Origin of the sequence: Priestia sp. P5 (assembly GCF_029522155.1) — a bacterium.
Lineage (GTDB): Bacteria > Bacillota > Bacilli > Bacillales > Bacillaceae_H > Priestia > Priestia megaterium_E.
The window spans coordinates 772,304-787,344 of the sequence record NZ_JAKWFJ010000001.1; the positions used below are offsets into that span (position 1 = coordinate 772,304).

Annotated in this window: 12 protein-coding genes; 11 read left to right on the forward strand and 1 reads right to left on the reverse strand. The window is 39.3% G+C overall.

Going from position 1 to position 15,041, the window contains the following annotated elements; translation table 11 throughout:
* The first annotated feature begins 17 nt into the window (after window positions 1–17).
* From MMB69_RS03965 to spoVK, 11 genes are all read left to right on the forward strand, one after another.
* Complete coding sequence (locus MMB69_RS03965) at window positions 18–1,775, forward strand: 2-oxoacid:acceptor oxidoreductase subunit alpha (protein WP_013058800.1); 1,758 nt, start codon at window positions 18–20, stop codon at window positions 1,773–1,775.
* Complete coding sequence (locus tag MMB69_RS03970; protein WP_013058799.1) at window positions 1,762–2,628, forward strand: 2-oxoacid:ferredoxin oxidoreductase subunit beta; 867 nt, start codon at window positions 1,762–1,764, stop codon at window positions 2,626–2,628. Before MMB69_RS03965 ends, MMB69_RS03970 begins: the two co-directional genes overlap by 14 nt.
* A 254-nt stretch (window positions 2,629–2,882) precedes the next feature.
* A complete protein-coding gene (gene miaB / locus MMB69_RS03975) occupies window positions 2,883–4,412 on the forward strand; it encodes a tRNA (N6-isopentenyl adenosine(37)-C2)-methylthiotransferase MiaB (protein WP_013084741.1) in 1,530 nt (509 codons plus the stop codon).
* A 1-nt stretch (window position 4,413) separates the two neighbouring features.
* Window positions 4,414–4,845 carry a YlbF/YmcA family competence regulator gene (locus tag MMB69_RS03980; protein ID WP_057273930.1) on the forward strand — a complete coding sequence of 144 codons (432 nt, stop codon included), beginning with the start codon at window positions 4,414–4,416 and terminating at the stop codon, window positions 4,843–4,845.
* A 225-nt stretch (window positions 4,846–5,070) separates the two neighbouring features.
* A complete protein-coding gene (locus MMB69_RS03985; protein ID WP_013058796.1) occupies window positions 5,071–5,616 on the forward strand; it encodes an outer spore coat protein CotE in 546 nt (181 codons plus the stop codon).
* Between the two features lie 175 nt (window positions 5,617–5,791).
* Window positions 5,792–7,189, forward strand: coding sequence for a branched-chain amino acid transporter BcaP (gene bcaP, locus MMB69_RS03990; protein ID WP_013084740.1), 1,398 nt, complete (start codon window positions 5,792–5,794; stop codon window positions 7,187–7,189).
* Window positions 7,190–7,352: 163 nt separating this feature from the next.
* Entirely contained in the window at window positions 7,353–10,010 is a 2,658-nt protein-coding gene (gene mutS, locus MMB69_RS03995) for a DNA mismatch repair protein MutS (RefSeq protein WP_277447225.1), read from the forward strand.
* A gap of 18 nt (window positions 10,011–10,028) precedes the next feature.
* Window positions 10,029–11,906: a DNA mismatch repair endonuclease MutL gene (gene mutL, locus MMB69_RS04000; RefSeq protein WP_277447226.1), complete on the forward strand. Its 1,878-nt coding sequence runs from the start codon at window positions 10,029–10,031 to the stop codon at window positions 11,904–11,906.
* A 100-nt stretch (window positions 11,907–12,006) separates the two neighbouring features.
* The gene (gene miaA, locus MMB69_RS04005; RefSeq protein WP_269870427.1) at window positions 12,007–12,957 is read left to right on the forward strand and encodes a tRNA (adenosine(37)-N6)-dimethylallyltransferase MiaA; all 951 of its coding nucleotides are present in this window, start codon (window positions 12,007–12,009) and stop codon (window positions 12,955–12,957) included.
* Window positions 12,958–12,989: 32 nt separating this feature from the next.
* Window positions 12,990–13,214 carry an RNA chaperone Hfq gene (hfq, locus tag MMB69_RS04010; RefSeq protein ID WP_013058791.1) on the forward strand — a complete coding sequence of 75 codons (225 nt, stop codon included), beginning with the start codon at window positions 12,990–12,992 and terminating at the stop codon, window positions 13,212–13,214.
* 187 nt (window positions 13,215–13,401) lie between these two features.
* Window positions 13,402–14,358 (forward strand): stage V sporulation protein K, encoded by a 957-nt coding sequence (gene spoVK, locus MMB69_RS04015; RefSeq protein ID WP_016765353.1) that lies wholly within the window; start codon window positions 13,402–13,404, stop codon window positions 14,356–14,358.
* Between the two features lie 33 nt (window positions 14,359–14,391).
* Here spoVK and MMB69_RS04020 read toward each other — a convergent pair whose 3' ends face one another.
* Window positions 14,392–15,003 carry a trimeric intracellular cation channel family protein gene (locus MMB69_RS04020; protein ID WP_013058789.1) on the reverse strand — a complete coding sequence of 204 codons (612 nt, stop codon included), beginning with the start codon at window positions 15,001–15,003 and terminating at the stop codon, window positions 14,392–14,394.
* Window positions 15,004–15,041: the final 38 nt, after the last annotated feature.

The following is a 15,041-nucleotide window of genomic DNA, read 5'->3' on the forward strand; positions in this document are numbered from 1 at the left end:
AGGAGTGGCGTTGATTTATGGTACAGCAACTTTCATGGAAAGTTGGCGGACAGCAGGGTGAGGGAATCGAAAGTACGGGAGAAATCTTTTCAACCGCTTTAAATCGATTAGGTTATTACTTATACGGCTATCGTCATTTTTCTTCTCGTATCAAAGGTGGACATACAAATAATAAGATTCGAGTGAGTACAACTCAGGTTCGATCTGTGTCAGATGATTTGGATATTTTAGTTGCGTTCGATCAGGAAACAATCGATGTAAACGTCCATGAGCTGCGCGTAGGAGGCGTTGTAATTGCAGATGCGAAATTCAACCCAAGTCTGCCCGAAACATGTACAACTGCTACGCTATATGCTGTTCCGTTTACGGAAATTGCAACGGAATTAGGAACGTCGCTAATGAAGAACATGGTTGCTGTTGGCGCTTCAAGTGCTGTGCTTCATATTGACACAGAAGTATTTGAAGAAGTAGTGCTTGAAATCTTCGGTAAAAAGGGCCAAAAAGTTGTACAAAAAAACATGGAAGCTATTAAAAAAGGTGCAGATTACATTCGTGAACAGCTAGGCGAACAATTAGAAACAATGAAACTAGATCCAGCGGATGGTAAAAAACGTATGTTTATGATTGGAAACGATGCGATTGCGCTAGGTGCTTTAGCCGGTGGGGCTCGTTTTATGCCAGCATATCCAATTACCCCTGCTTCAGAAATCATGGAATACTTAATTAAAAAGCTTCCTCAATTTGGTGGAACCGTTATTCAAACAGAAGATGAAATCGCAGCATGTACGATGGCTATCGGAGCTAACTATGCAGGCGTACGTGCGCTGACAGCATCAGCTGGACCTGGTCTATCATTAATGATGGAGTCGATTGGATTAGCGGGAATCACTGAGCAACCTGTTGTGATTATCGATACGCAGCGCGGCGGTCCAAGTACAGGGCTTCCAACTAAGCAAGAACAGTCTGATTTAATGGCCATGATTTACGGTACTCATGGTGAAATTCCGAAGATCGTCATGGCGCCAAGTACGGTTGAAGAAGCATTCTACGATACGATTGAAGCGTTTAACTTAGCAGAAGAATATCAGTGTCCAGTTATTATGCTAACGGATTTACAGCTTTCACTTGGGAAGCAATCAGTAGAACCGCTTGACTATAACCGCGTTGAAATCCGCCGCGGTAAGCTTCAGCAAGGAGAGCTAGAAGAGCTGGAAGAAAAACAGTACTACAAGCGCTACCGCGTAACAGAAGACGGCGTATCACCACGCGTCATTCCTGGAATGAAGCATGGCATTCATCACGTGACGGGAGTAGAACATGATGAGACAGGAAAGCCATCTGAATCTCCGGTGAACCGCGATGATCAAATGAATAAGCGTCTTCGTAAAACAAAAGGAATTCGTTTTAATACGCCAATTCATGTTCACTCTCATGAAAAAGAGTCTGATATTTTATTTGTTGGATTTAATTCGACGCGTGGAGTTATTGAAGAGGCAATGGAACGTTTGGAACAGGACGGTATAAAAGTAAATCACGCTCATATTCGTTTAATTCATCCTTTCCCAGCTGACGAACTGCTTCCTTACGTGCAAGGAGCTAAAAAAGTAGTCGTCGTTGAAAACAATGCTACTGGACAGCTTGCTAATATTTTAAAAATGAATATTGCAAGTCATGATAAAATTCAAAGCGTATTGAAGTATGATGGAAATCCATTTCTTCCGCAAGAAGTATACGCAAAAAGTAAGGAGATGTTTGTGTTAAATGGCAACGTTTAAAGATTTTCGTAACAGTGTAAAACCTAACTGGTGTCCGGGGTGTGGAGATTTCTCCGTACAAGCAGCCATTCAACGCGCATCTGCTAACGTAGGTTTAGAACCTCATGAGCTTGCTGTTATTTCAGGTATTGGATGTTCTGGACGTATCTCTGGTTATATTAATTCATATGGTTTTCACGGTATTCACGGACGTGCGCTTCCAATCGCTCAAGGTGTAAAAATGGCTAATCGTGACTTAACCGTTATCGCATCTGGGGGCGATGGAGATGGGTTTGCTATCGGTATGGGACACACGGTACATGCGATTCGCCGAAACATCGATGTAACGTATATCGTAATGGATAACCAAATCTATGGTTTAACAAAAGGACAAACATCTCCTCGCAGTGAAGTAGGATTCAAGACAAAAAGTACGCCTGAAGGATCAATCGAGTCGTCTTTATCTGTCATGGAGCTGGCGTTAACTTCTGGAGCAACGTTTGTGGCACAAAGCTTTTCAACGAATTTAAAAGAGTTAACAAGCTTAATTGAACAAGGCATTCAGCATAAAGGTTTTTCTTTAATTAACGTATTTAGCCCGTGCGTAACGTATAATAAAGTGAACACGTATGATTGGTTTAAAGAAAATCTAACTAGTCTTAGCACAATTGAAGGTTATGATGCAAACAATCGTATGCAAGCTATGCAGACGTTAATGGAGCATAACGGCTTAGTAACAGGGCTTATTTATCAAAATGCGCATCAGCCGTCGTATCAGCAGCTTGTTCACGGTTATAGTGAAGAGCCGCTGTCAAAAGCAGACTTAGGTATGACTGAGGAAAAGTTTGATGAGCTAGTAGCTGAATTTATGTAAAAGAGGCTGCAATAAAAGCAGTTTAGTAGAGGGAAAATCCGAACGGTGAACTGAGATTCTTAATGGAGAATCCAGCTCGTTCGGATTTTTTCATAGTGATAGGTATAGAAAATAGGTATATGATTGTGTTCGCTACTTGAAAGTTATATACTATGTTAATGTGATGAGTTTTATGCATAAGCATAAAGTTGTCACATTTTTTTGCGATTTACAGGTGCAACGTGACAATTGTCATGGCGAAAGGAGATTTTTTTATGAATGAAAAACAACGTTTAGAAAGCAACCAAGTTAATCCAGCGGACAAAAAATCCGAAAAGGATTACAGCAAATATTTTCAAACAGTATACATGCCACCTTCTTTAAAAGATGCGAAAAAACGAGGAAAAGAAGAAGTTTCCTATCACAATGATTTTGCAATCGATGAACAGTTTCACGGAATGGGACAGGGACGCAAGTTTTATATCCGTACGTACGGCTGTCAAATGAATGAGCACGATACAGAAGTAATGGCTGGTATTTTTCTAGGCCTTGGCTACGAGCCAACTGACTCTGTTGAAGATGCTCATGTTATTTTATTGAATACGTGTGCAATCCGTGAAAATGCGGAAAATAAAGTGTTTGGTGAATTAGGACACTTGAAGGCCTTGAAGCGCGAGCGCCCTGAATTATTAATCGGCGTCTGCGGATGTATGTCTCAAGAAGAGTCAGTTGTAAATAAAATTTTACAAAAACATCAGCACGTGGATATGATTTTTGGTACACATAACATTCACCGTTTGCCTCACATTCTAAATGAAGCATACTTAGCAAAAGAAATGGTAATTGAAGTATGGTCTAAAGAAGGGGATGTTATTGAAAACCTTCCAAGAGCACGTAAAGGCAGCGTCAAAGCATGGGTTAACATCATGTACGGCTGTGACAAGTTCTGTACGTACTGTATCGTTCCGTATACGCGAGGAAAAGAACGAAGCCGCCGTCCAGAAGACATTATCCAAGAAGTACGTCATTTAGCTGCTCAAGGCTACAAAGAAATTACGCTTTTAGGTCAAAATGTTAATGCATACGGAAAAGATTTTGAAGACATCACGTACGGCCTAGGCGACTTAATGGACGAAATCCGTAAAATCGACGTTGCCCGTATCCGTTTTACAACAAGTCATCCTCGCGACTTTGATGACCGTTTAATTGAAGTTCTAGCTAAAGGCGGAAATCTTGTCGACCACATTCACTTACCTGTGCAATCAGGAAGCAGCGACATCTTAAAAATTATGGCACGAAAATATTCTCGTGAACATTATTTAGAGCTTGTTCGTAAAATTAAAGAAGCCATTCCAACGGCATCATTAACAACTGATATTATTGTTGGTTTCCCAAATGAAACGGATGAGCAGTTTGAAGAAACAATGTCACTATATCGTGAGGTTGAATTTGATAGTGCGTACACGTTTATTTACTCACCTCGTGAAGGTACTCCGGCTGCTAAGATGCAAGACAACGTACCAATGGAAGTGAAAAAAGAGCGTCTTCAGCGATTAAATGCTCTTGTAAATGAAATTTCTGCAAAGAAATTGAAGGAATATGAAGGTAAAGTTGTCGAAGTATTAGTAGAAGGTGAAAGTAAAAATAATCCGGAAGTATTAGCAGGCTACACGGAAAAAAGTAAGCTTGTAAACTTCAAAGCACCTAAGTCAGTGATTGGGCAACTTGTAAAAGTAAAAGTTACAAAAGCCAAAACATGGACATTAAACGGGGAAATGGTAGAAGAAACAGCAGAGGTGAAGTAATATGGCGCAGTATAACAAGAGTGACGTAATTAAACGTGCTCAAGAGCTGGCAAAAATGATTGCTGAAACGGAAGAAGTAGATTTCTTCAAGCGTGCCGAAGCTCAGCTTAACGAAAATCAAAAAGTGCGTGAAACTATTGCGAGCATTAAAAGTTTGCAAAAACAAGCTGTTAATTTCCAACATTATGGTAAGACAGAAGCGTTAAAACAAGTGGAGGCAAAAATCGATCGTTTACAGGAAGAGCTGGATGAACTGCCGATTATTCAGCAGTTTCAAGAGTCTCAAATAAACGTGAATGATTTGCTTCAACTTGTTGCTAACACTATTTCAACCACAGTAACCGATGAAATTATTGTGTCAACAGATGGTGATTTACTACGCGGTGAAACAGGTTCACAGGTGCGAAACAGCCCTGGATCTAGCTGCTCATAAAGAAAAAATGCCTCAGCAATTTGCTGAGGCATTTTTTTGTGCATCTCATGGCATGAAAATTGGGCAGATTTTCTCTCTAATAATTGTCACGTTTTTCTATATCCTTGCATACAATGGAACATAGGTTTTTTATGCCTTAAACCTAGTTTCTTAAAAATAATGTGCAAACAAGTGAATGAGCCTGCATAGGATGAAATGAAGATAGTTTGAGGAGGGTATGCTCACATGTCACAACACTATAGAGAAATTATTACAAAAGCAGTCGTAGGTAAAGGTCGCAAGTTTACACAATCGTCTCATACGCTTGCACCGAAAAATCGACCAACAAGCATCTTAGGGTGCTGGGTGATTAACCATGAGTACAAAGCAAAGAAAAGCGGCAGCAATGTAGAAGTTGACGGCAGATATGATATTAACATCTGGTATTCGTACAATAATAATACAAAAACCGAAGTTTGGACGGAAACCGTATCATACAAAGATAATATTAAGCTGCGCTATAAAGACGAAGATTCGATTGGAGACGATTACGAAGTAATTGTTCGCGTGCTGCAGCAGCCAAATTGCCTAGAGTGCACAATTTCACCAAATGGCAATAAAACGATTGTTCAAGTAGAGAGAGAATTGTTGGCGGAAGTGATTGGCGAAACCAAGGTTTGTGTTGCCGTAAATCCGAAAGGCTGCGATGATGAAGACGAGTTTGATTTAGACGTAGATGACGATGAATTTGAAGATTTGGATCCTGATTTTATATTAGGAGACGATGAGTAACTAGGAAGAAGTTCTTCCTAGTTTTTTTATTTTTATTATTTTAAGAAAATTCTTATAAAATTAAAAAAATATATTGCTTTTTGTCGAATGCGCAGTGTATAGTAAATCTAAAGAAATTAATGCATTAATTTTCAGAAAATTTAGTTATATCAGATAAGTATTTTGGGGGTTTACTATGAGCTTATTTCGTAAAAAATCAATTCAAACGTTAATTAGTGAAACCAACTCTAAAGGTGTTAAATTAAAAAAGGATTTAGGCGCTTTCGATTTAACGATGTTAGGAATTGGTGCCATTATCGGAACCGGAATTTTTGTATTGACGGGCGTAGCCGCCGCTGAACATGCCGGTCCAGCTTTAGTTATATCTTTCATTATGTCAGGACTTGCGTGTGTATTTGCAGCTCTTTGTTATGCAGAATTTGCCTCAACAGTTCCCGTTTCAGGAAGTGCATACACTTACAGTTATGCAACATTTGGTGAATTAATCGCTTGGATTTTAGGATGGGATCTTATCTTGGAATACGGTCTTGCTTCTTCTGCTGTAGCCAGCGGATGGTCGGGATATTTCCAAGGATTGTTAGCAGGGTTTGGCATACATTTTCCAAAAGCTTTAACAAGTGCATATAATCCTGCAAACGGCACGTATATTGATATTCCAGCAATTATGATCGTGTTTTTAATCACATTACTTTTAACGCAAGGAGTAAAAAAATCTTCACGTTTTAATGCTATCATGGTTATTATTAAACTGGCTGTTGTACTTCTGTTTATCGGGGTAGGAGTTAGCTATGTTAAACCAGAAAACTGGACGCCTTTTATGCCGTTTGGTTTCTCGGGAGTAGCGACAGGAGCAGCAACTGTATTCTTCGCCTACATTGGGTTTGATGCTGTAGCAACAGCGGCCGAGGAAGTACGTAAGCCTCAGCGGGATATGCCAATCGGAATCATCGCATCACTTGCGATTTGTACAGTCCTTTATATCGTCGTATCGCTTATCTTAACAGGAATCGTACCTTATACAGAATTAAATGTTAAAAACCCTGTAGCATTTGCTTTAAGCTACATTAATCAAGATTGGGTAGCAGGTTTTATTTCATTAGGCGCAATTGTTGGTATTACAACGGTATTACTCGTTATGATGTATGGACAAACTCGTTTATTTTATGCGATTAGTCGAGATGGTCTATTGCCGAAGCCTTTTTCAAAAATCAGTGAGAAAAAACAAACGCCAGTAGTAAATACGTGGATTACATGTTTACTAGTATCCATCTTCTCTGGTTTAGTACCATTAGGAAGATTAGCAGAGTTAACAAACATCGGTACTCTTTTTGCTTTCATGACCGTATCAATTGGAATTTTATATTTACGTAAATCAAAACAAACTTCAGAATCGACTGGTTTCCGCGTACCGTTCGTGCCGGTTATTCCAATTTTAGCTTTTGTGTTCTGTTTATACTTAGCACTTCAGCTTCCAAAATTAACATGGATTAGTTTCGTAATTTGGCTTGTACTAGGGCTAGTGGTTTACTTCTTATACGGACGTAAGCATAGTCATTTGAACAGCAGTAAATAATGAAAAGCTTCGGACAAGCTTCTTCCTTCGTCCGAAGCTTTTTTATTTGTTTTATAAAAAGAAATTGAAGATTGTTCTATTTGAATAAATTAAGTTTAAGAAAGACTTATGTTATAATACGTGTAGCAAAAACGCACAACTAGATGTGGTATGGAGGAATAGTATGGCAGCGTATACGCCAATGATACAGCAATATTTGAGAATTAAGGCAGAGTATCAAGATGCCTTTTTATTTTTTAGATTAGGTGATTTTTATGAAATGTTCTTTGAAGATGCTACGACAGCTTCTCAAGAACTTGAAATAACATTAACAAGTCGAGACGGAGGAGGACAAGAGAGAATTCCGATGTGTGGGGTTCCGTATCACTCTGCTCCTACGTATATCGAGCGTTTAATTGAAAAGGGATTTAAAGTAGCTATTTGTGAGCAAGTAGAAGACCCTAAGCATGCAAAAGGGGTTGTAAAGCGAGAAGTGGTGCAGGTGATTTCACCCGGAACACTGATGAACGAACGCGGACTGCATGAAAAGGAAAATAACTATATTTGTTCTGTTACTGCGTTCGAGGATCAAACGTTTGGTCTTGCTCTTTCTGATTTGTCTACAGGAGAAAACAGCGTAACGCTTGTTAGTTCGTTTCACGATATCGTCTCAGAGATTTATGCAAAAGAAGCAAAAGAAGTCGTTGTAAGCTCTGAGTTTCCTGCTGACTTATTACAAACACTAAAAGAGCGCATGACGATTACAATTTCTTATGAGAATAGTACAGAGCAAGTAGAAGGGCTAGATTATTTAGTAGAGTCGCTTCAGCAGCAAAAGCTTATTACAACGTTTGCGCGTATTCTTCAGTATTTAACTCGCACGCAGAAGCGTTCGCTTGAACATTTACAGCCCGTGCAGTTTTATCAAATCAATGAATATATGAAAATTGATTTGTTCTCTAAGCGAAACTTAGAGTTAACCGAAACAATTCGTTCAAAAGGAAAGAAAGGCTCGCTTCTATGGTTATTAGATCAGACCGTTACGGCAATGGGCGGCCGTTTATTAAAAAATTGGATTGACCGTCCACTTTTAAAACAAGCGGATATTGATAATCGTTTGAATATGGTAGATGTCTTAATGAAACAGTTTTTTGAACGAGAAGAACTGCGTGAGTTGTTAAAAGACGTATATGATTTAGAACGCTTAGCTGGTCGAGTAGCTTTTGGTAATGTAAATGCTCGTGATTTAATTCAATTAAAAAAATCATTACAAAATGTGCCTCATATTCAAGAGGTTGTGAATCGTTTGAATCATCCTTATGCCACAAAGCTTGTTGAAGACATTGATCCTTGTGAGCGATTAGCTAATCTTCTTGAAAGAGGATTAAAAGAGCACCCTCCTTTGTCAATTAAAGAAGGAGACATTATTAATGACGGCTATCATGAACAGCTTGATCAATACCGAGATGCAAGCCGAAACGGAAAAACGTGGATTGCGTCACTTGAACAGCAAGAGCGTGAGAAAACCGGGATTCGCTCACTGAAAATTGGTTATAATCGCGTGTTCGGCTATTATATAGAAGTAACGCGGGCAAATCTGCATCTTTTGCCTGAAGGAATGTATGAACGAAAACAGACGTTAACCAATGCAGAACGTTTTATTACGCCTGAGCTGAAAGAAAAAGAAGCGCTGATTTTAGAAGCGGAAGAGAAAATTGTAGAGCTGGAATATGAATTGTTTTTACAAATTCGTGAAGAAGTAAAAGCATATATTCCAAGGCTGCAAGAACTCGCTAAAAAAGTAAGTGAGCTTGACGTACTGCAGTGCTTTGCAAAAATCAGTGAAGAACGTCATTACACGAAGCCTATTTTTTCAAGTGAAGATATTTCGATTCAAAATGGACGTCATCCAGTAGTAGAAAAAGTAATGAATTCACAGGAATATGTGCCAAACGACTGTCAAATGACGGATGATAGTTCAATTTTACTGATTACAGGACCGAATATGTCTGGTAAAAGTACGTACATGCGTCAGGTCGCTTTAACGGCGATATTAGCTCAAATTGGCTGTTTTGTGCCAGCAGACGAAGCCGTTCTGCCGATTTTTGATCAAGTGTTTACACGTATCGGAGCAGCCGATGACTTAATTTCAGGTCAAAGTACGTTTATGGTCGAGATGCTAGAAACGAAAAATGCAGTGACAAATGCCACTCAGTCGAGTCTAATTCTGTTAGATGAAATTGGACGCGGTACGTCTACGTATGACGGAATGGCTCTTGCTCAAGCAATTATTGAATACGTTCATGAACATATTGGCTGTAAGACCCTATTTTCTACTCATTATCATGAATTAACCGTACTCGATGAGTCGCTTCCTGCGCTTAAAAATGTTCATGTAAGCGCGGTTGAAAAAAATGGGAAAGTCGTCTTTTTACACAAAATCAAAGATGGTGCCGCAGATAAAAGTTATGGTATTCACGTAGCGGAACTAGCGGAACTTCCAGATCCGCTTCTAGAGCGAGCTCGCGTCATCTTACACGATTTAGAACAATCTTCTGAGCGTGAACCTGTACATCAGGCTCCAAAAAGAGAAGAGATGACACAACAAGTTCCACAAGAAGGTGCTTCTTTTGTTCAAGAAGAACGTGCAGATAATAAAAAAGCAGATGAAGCCAATCAGCTTTCGTTCTTTGAAATAGAAGAGAAAAAAGAAAAGCCTGCGCTTTCGAAACGGGAAAAAGCAATTATAGATCGTTTAAAAGAGCTGGATATTTTAGAAATGACGCCTTTAGACGCAATGAATGCGATGTATGAACTGCAAAAATCATTAAAGAAGAAATAGAGTGAGAGGAGTGAGTCTGTGGGTAAAATTGTGCAGCTTTCAGACGAACTTTCAAATAAAATTGCTGCCGGAGAGGTTGTTGAACGACCTGCTTCGGTGGTGAAAGAACTAGTCGAAAATGCTATTGATGCAAACAGTACAGTTATTGAAATTGAGCTAGAAGAAGCTGGGCTTTCAAAAATTCGTATATTGGATAATGGAGACGGCATTGCTTCTGAAGACTGCTTGACCGCTTTTAAAAGACATGCGACAAGTAAAATCAAAACAGAGCAAGATTTATTTCGAATTCGAACGTTAGGATTTCGCGGTGAAGCTTTGCCAAGTATTGCTTCGGTTTCAATGCTTGAACTCAAAACGAGTACGGGAGAAGAAGCCGGCACTCATCTTAAACTTAGAGGCGGAGAAATCGTTCATCACGAATTAACGTCAAGTCGAAAAGGTACCGAACTTGTTATTGAAAACTTATTTTTTAACACACCTGCACGTTTAAAATATATGAAGACGGTAAATACGGAGCTTGGTAACGTAACGGATGTCGTCAATCGTCTTGCGATGTCTCATCCTGAAGTTTCAATTAGGCTGATGCATCAAGGAAGACAGCTTCTGTATACGAATGGGAGCGGAGATGTGCGCCAAGTGCTTGCCGCTATTTATGGAATGGCAGTAGCCAAAAAAATGATTCCGATTAATGTTCAGTCACTTGATTATGAAGTGAATGGTTACGTCGCTCTTCCTGAAATCACAAGGGCTTCTCGCAACTATATGTCCACCATTATTAACGGTCGGTTTGTTAAAAACTACGGGTTGTTAAAAGCAGTGCAGCAGGGCTATCATACCCTTTTACCTATCGGTCGTTTTCCGATTGTGTTTTTAACCATTACAATGGACCCTTTATTAGTGGACGTGAATGTTCATCCAGCGAAACTAGAAGTACGCTTAAGTAAAGAAGCGGAGCTGTTTGAGCTTATTGAACAAGGAGTGAAAGCTGCTTTTAAAAAGCAGCAGTTAATTCCAGATGCTGTAGTGCCAACTAAGTCAAAAGCAACTGTGCAGCCAACTGAGCAGCAGACCTTTACATTTGATCATCAGTCTAAACCGTCTGGCTATCAGCCGTCTAATACGGTTCGTGAGCCTAGCTTTAAGGAGGCTCCTGCTCGTGTAGACGAGATCATGCCTCCTGTTAAAACAGAGGCCATACGCCAAGAGGAAGAACTTGAACCAACGTTTCGAGAAATAGAACAATATGAAGAATCGGTGGAAGGAAACGCCCCTGTTCCAGAACCAAACCATTCAGCCAAAGAGCAGCCAGAACCGCGTGTTCCTGCGATGTATCCAATTGGCCAAATGCACGGAACGTATATTTTGGCACAAAATGAAAAAGGATTATTTATTATTGATCAGCACGCGGCACAGGAGAGAATTAAGTACGAATATTTTAAGCGAAAGCTTGGAGAAGTAGATTCAGAAGTTCAAGAACTGCTTATGCCGCTTACGCTAGAGTTCTCGGGAAATGAAGCCTTGATTTTAGAAGAATACAAAGACATGCTTGCTGAAGTAGGAGTCTTTTTAGAACCGTTTGGACAAAACTCCTATATAGTTCGTTCGCATCCGCAGTGGTTTCCAAAAGGAGAGGAACAGGAAACTATTGAAGAAATGATTCAGCAAATTTTTACGATGAAACGTGTCAATATCGAAAAGTTACGAGAAGAAGCGGCTATTATGATGAGCTGTAAAGGATCGATTAAAGCGAATCATCATTTGCGAAACGATGAGATTTTTGCTTTACTTGAAACGTTGAGAAAAACAACGGATCCATTTACGTGTCCGCACGGACGACCAATTATTATTCATCATTCGACGTATGAAATGGAAAAGATGTTTAAGCGAGTGATGTAGGCAATGCGGCTAGCTGCAGCTAGCCGTTTTGTTGAATAAATCATGGCCATTTGGATAAAATGGAATGATGTGAATGCCTATAGATGAAAGTAGTGTTGTTATGACGGGAGAGAAACCAAAACTTATTGTCATTATTGGACCAACTGCGGTTGGTAAAACAAAATTGAGTATTGAACTTGCCAAACAGTTAGATGGAGAAATTATTTCAGGTGATTCCATGCAAATTTATAAAGGGATGGATATCGGAACAGCAAAGGTGTCAGAAGAAGAGATGCAGGGTATTCCCCATTACCTAATCGATATTAAGGAGCCGGATGAGTCGTTTTCTGTGGCAGAATTTCAAGAGATTGTAAGAAAACAAATCGATGATATTCACGCTAGAGGAAAAATGCCGATGATTGTTGGAGGGACGGGTCTTTATATTCAATCCGTTATTTATGATTATCAGTTCACAGAAACTCCTAGTGATGAAAAAGTTCGTGAACGAATGGAAGTATTTATTGAAGCTCATGGCATTGATACCCTGTATGAAAAGCTCAAAGAAATTGACCCAGACAGTGCGGCTGCTATTCATAAAAATAACCATCGCCGTGTAATTCGAGCGCTTGAAGTTTATGAAGTAACCGGCAAAAAATTCAGTGACTATACAAAAGAACAGTCGCAAGAGTTATTATATGACGTAAGCATTATTGGACTTACAATGGATAGAGACGTATTATATGAGAGAATTAATCACCGAGTCGATATGATGATGCAGGCTGGACTGCTTGATGAAGTCAAATCATTGTACGAAAGTGGTCTGCATGATGTACAATCAATTCAAGCTATCGGCTATAAAGAGCTGTATGCTTATTTTGAAGGACGCTGTACGCTCGAAGAAGCCGTTGAACAGTTGAAACAAAATTCACGCAGATATGCAAAGCGTCAGTTAACGTGGTTTCGAAATAAAATGCCTGTAAAATGGATAGAGATGGAAGTTGACAAATTTCCCGAAAAGTTTGCTGAAATTTTTACATATATTGCAGGAAAGCTGAAAAAAGAAGCGAATTAAGTAAACAGATAGAGAAACGAGGAGGCCGAATAATGAAACAATCAGTTAATATTCAAGACCAATTTTTAAATCAATTACGTAAAGAAAATATCTATGTGACGGTATTTCTTTTAAATGGTTTTCAATTAAGAGGACTAATTAAAGGATTTGATAACTTTACTGTGTTAATTGAATCTGAAGGAAAACAGCAGCTGATTTATAAACATGCTATTTCGACATTTGTACCAAATAAAAATATTACAGTAGAACTTGAATAGAGATTAAAGAGAAGCATCCGCATATTCGGATGCTTTTTTTATGCAAATAAAGGCTTAGAAAAGTTTCTTAACATTGTTTTTACTCATTGAACATAAACCTTATAATAGACGATTATTTCTTCGGTAATAAGAGATCATTGTCTTCGTATCGTTCATCGCATGCAGCTATGCGATACAGAGAAGTGGGATGAAACGAGAGGTGAACATGGTGGAACAGCCGATAACTCTTAAAAATAATGGGCAAATTAATATCATTTTAAATAATGAAACAAAAAAGGAAAAATCGTATACGACATCAATTCCGCGTCCTGCCAAAAAAGCTGTCATAAATCATGAGCCGCTTCGGGAAATTGAACGAGAAATGAGCGGACTGGTTGGAATGGAAGAATTGAAAAAAATGATAAAAGAAATATATGCGTGGCTATATATTAACAAAAAAAGAGAGGAACAGGGCTTAAAAGCGGGAAAGCAGGCGCTGCATATGATGTTTAAAGGAAATCCAGGAACAGGGAAAACGACGGTAGCCCGCCTGCTAGGTAAATTATTTTTGAATATGAACATCTTGTCTAAAGGGCATTTAATTGAAGCAGAGCGGGCAGATTTAGTTGGAGAATACATTGGTCATACAGCTCAGAAAACGAGAGATCTGGTAAAAAAAGCGCTTGGAGGTATTTTATTTATCGATGAGGCTTATTCTCTTGCAAGAGGGGGAGAAAAAGATTTTGGAAAAGAAGCGATTGATACATTGGTTAAACATATGGAAGATTCAAATGATAAGTTTGTATTGATTTTAGCTGGTTATCCAAGAGAAATGGAAAATTTCTTAAGTCTTAATCCAGGGCTGCGCTCTAGGTTCCCGTTTATTTTTGATTTTCCGGATTATGATGTAAATGAACTGATGGACATTGCGGGTCACATGATGAATGACAGGCAGTATCAGTTTAGTACAGAAGCCTATAAAAAGCTAAAAGATCATTTCATGGACGTGAAGTACAATCAGACGCCCAGGGATTTTAGTAACGGTCGATATGTGCGAAACATTATCGAACGTTCCATACGCACTCAATCCATGAGGCTTTTAGAAGAAGAAAGCTTTGAGCGCAACGAGCTTTTAACTTTAACGTCAAGCGATATTCAGCTGTGAAAAAAAGCCTTTCGTTATGAAAGGCTTTTTTTTCTACATATTTGGCTGTCGAATCGTTTTGATTGGCAGGCGCCATTTGTAAATATATGAACACATCCGAAGACCTACAAGTAAGATAAATAACGTATAAAGTTCTACAGGCGTGTTTGTAATATGCAGCCCTACGCTAAATCCTGCGATAATCGCCCATACCGCATAAATTTCATCTTTAAGAACAGTAGGCTTTCGGCGTGCTAATAAATCTCGAATAATCCCCCCGCCGCTTCCTGTTAAGACCGCAGCTACAATAACCGCGCTAAGCGGATGGTTCATATGAGTGGCATAAAGCGCTCCTTGAATCGCGAATGCTGCAAGGCCAATGGCGTCCGAAAAGTTTCCCCATCGCTTCCAATGTTTTAAGATATTGTTTGGAAATAAAAAAGTGGCAGTGATAGATAATAAAGCAATCTGAAAAAAGAGTCCTTGTTCCCAAAGGGCAGACACCGGTACACCGATAAGCAGGTTTCGAATGGCTCCTCCGCCAAAAGCCGTTACGATTCCCAGTATGTAAACGCCTAAAATATCATACTCCTCTTCCATGGCAATGAAAGCTCCGCTGATTGCAAAGGCAATCGTTCCAATAATGCTAAGTACGTCCCAAGTCATGATGCTATCCCCTTTATTCTGTTTTCACCCAGTAGCGA

Excerpts from the sequence above, each read along its gene's own strand:
- MMB69_RS03965 (WP_013058800.1), top strand. The coding sequence starts at position 18 with ATGGTACAGCAACTTTCATGGAAAGTTGGCGGACAGCAGGGTGAGGGA.
- MMB69_RS03970 (WP_013058799.1), top strand. The coding sequence starts at position 1,762 with ATGGCAACGTTTAAAGATTTTCGTAACAGTGTAAAACCTAACTGGTGT.
- miaB (WP_013084741.1), top strand. The coding sequence starts at position 2,883 with ATGAATGAAAAACAACGTTTAGAAAGCAACCAAGTTAATCCAGCGGAC.
- MMB69_RS03980 (WP_057273930.1), top strand. The coding sequence starts at position 4,414 with ATGGCGCAGTATAACAAGAGTGACGTAATTAAACGTGCTCAAGAGCTG.
- MMB69_RS03985 (WP_013058796.1), top strand. The coding sequence starts at position 5,071 with ATGTCACAACACTATAGAGAAATTATTACAAAAGCAGTCGTAGGTAAA.
- bcaP (WP_013084740.1), top strand. The coding sequence starts at position 5,792 with ATGAGCTTATTTCGTAAAAAATCAATTCAAACGTTAATTAGTGAAACC.
- mutS (WP_277447225.1), top strand. The coding sequence starts at position 7,353 with ATGGCAGCGTATACGCCAATGATACAGCAATATTTGAGAATTAAGGCA.
- miaA (WP_269870427.1), top strand. The coding sequence starts at position 12,007 with ATGACGGGAGAGAAACCAAAACTTATTGTCATTATTGGACCAACTGCG.
- hfq (WP_013058791.1), top strand. The coding sequence starts at position 12,990 with ATGAAACAATCAGTTAATATTCAAGACCAATTTTTAAATCAATTACGT.
- spoVK (WP_016765353.1), top strand. The coding sequence starts at position 13,402 with ATGAAACGAGAGGTGAACATGGTGGAACAGCCGATAACTCTTAAAAAT.
- MMB69_RS04020 (WP_013058789.1), bottom strand. The coding sequence starts at position 15,003 with ATGACTTGGGACGTACTTAGCATTATTGGAACGATTGCCTTTGCAATC.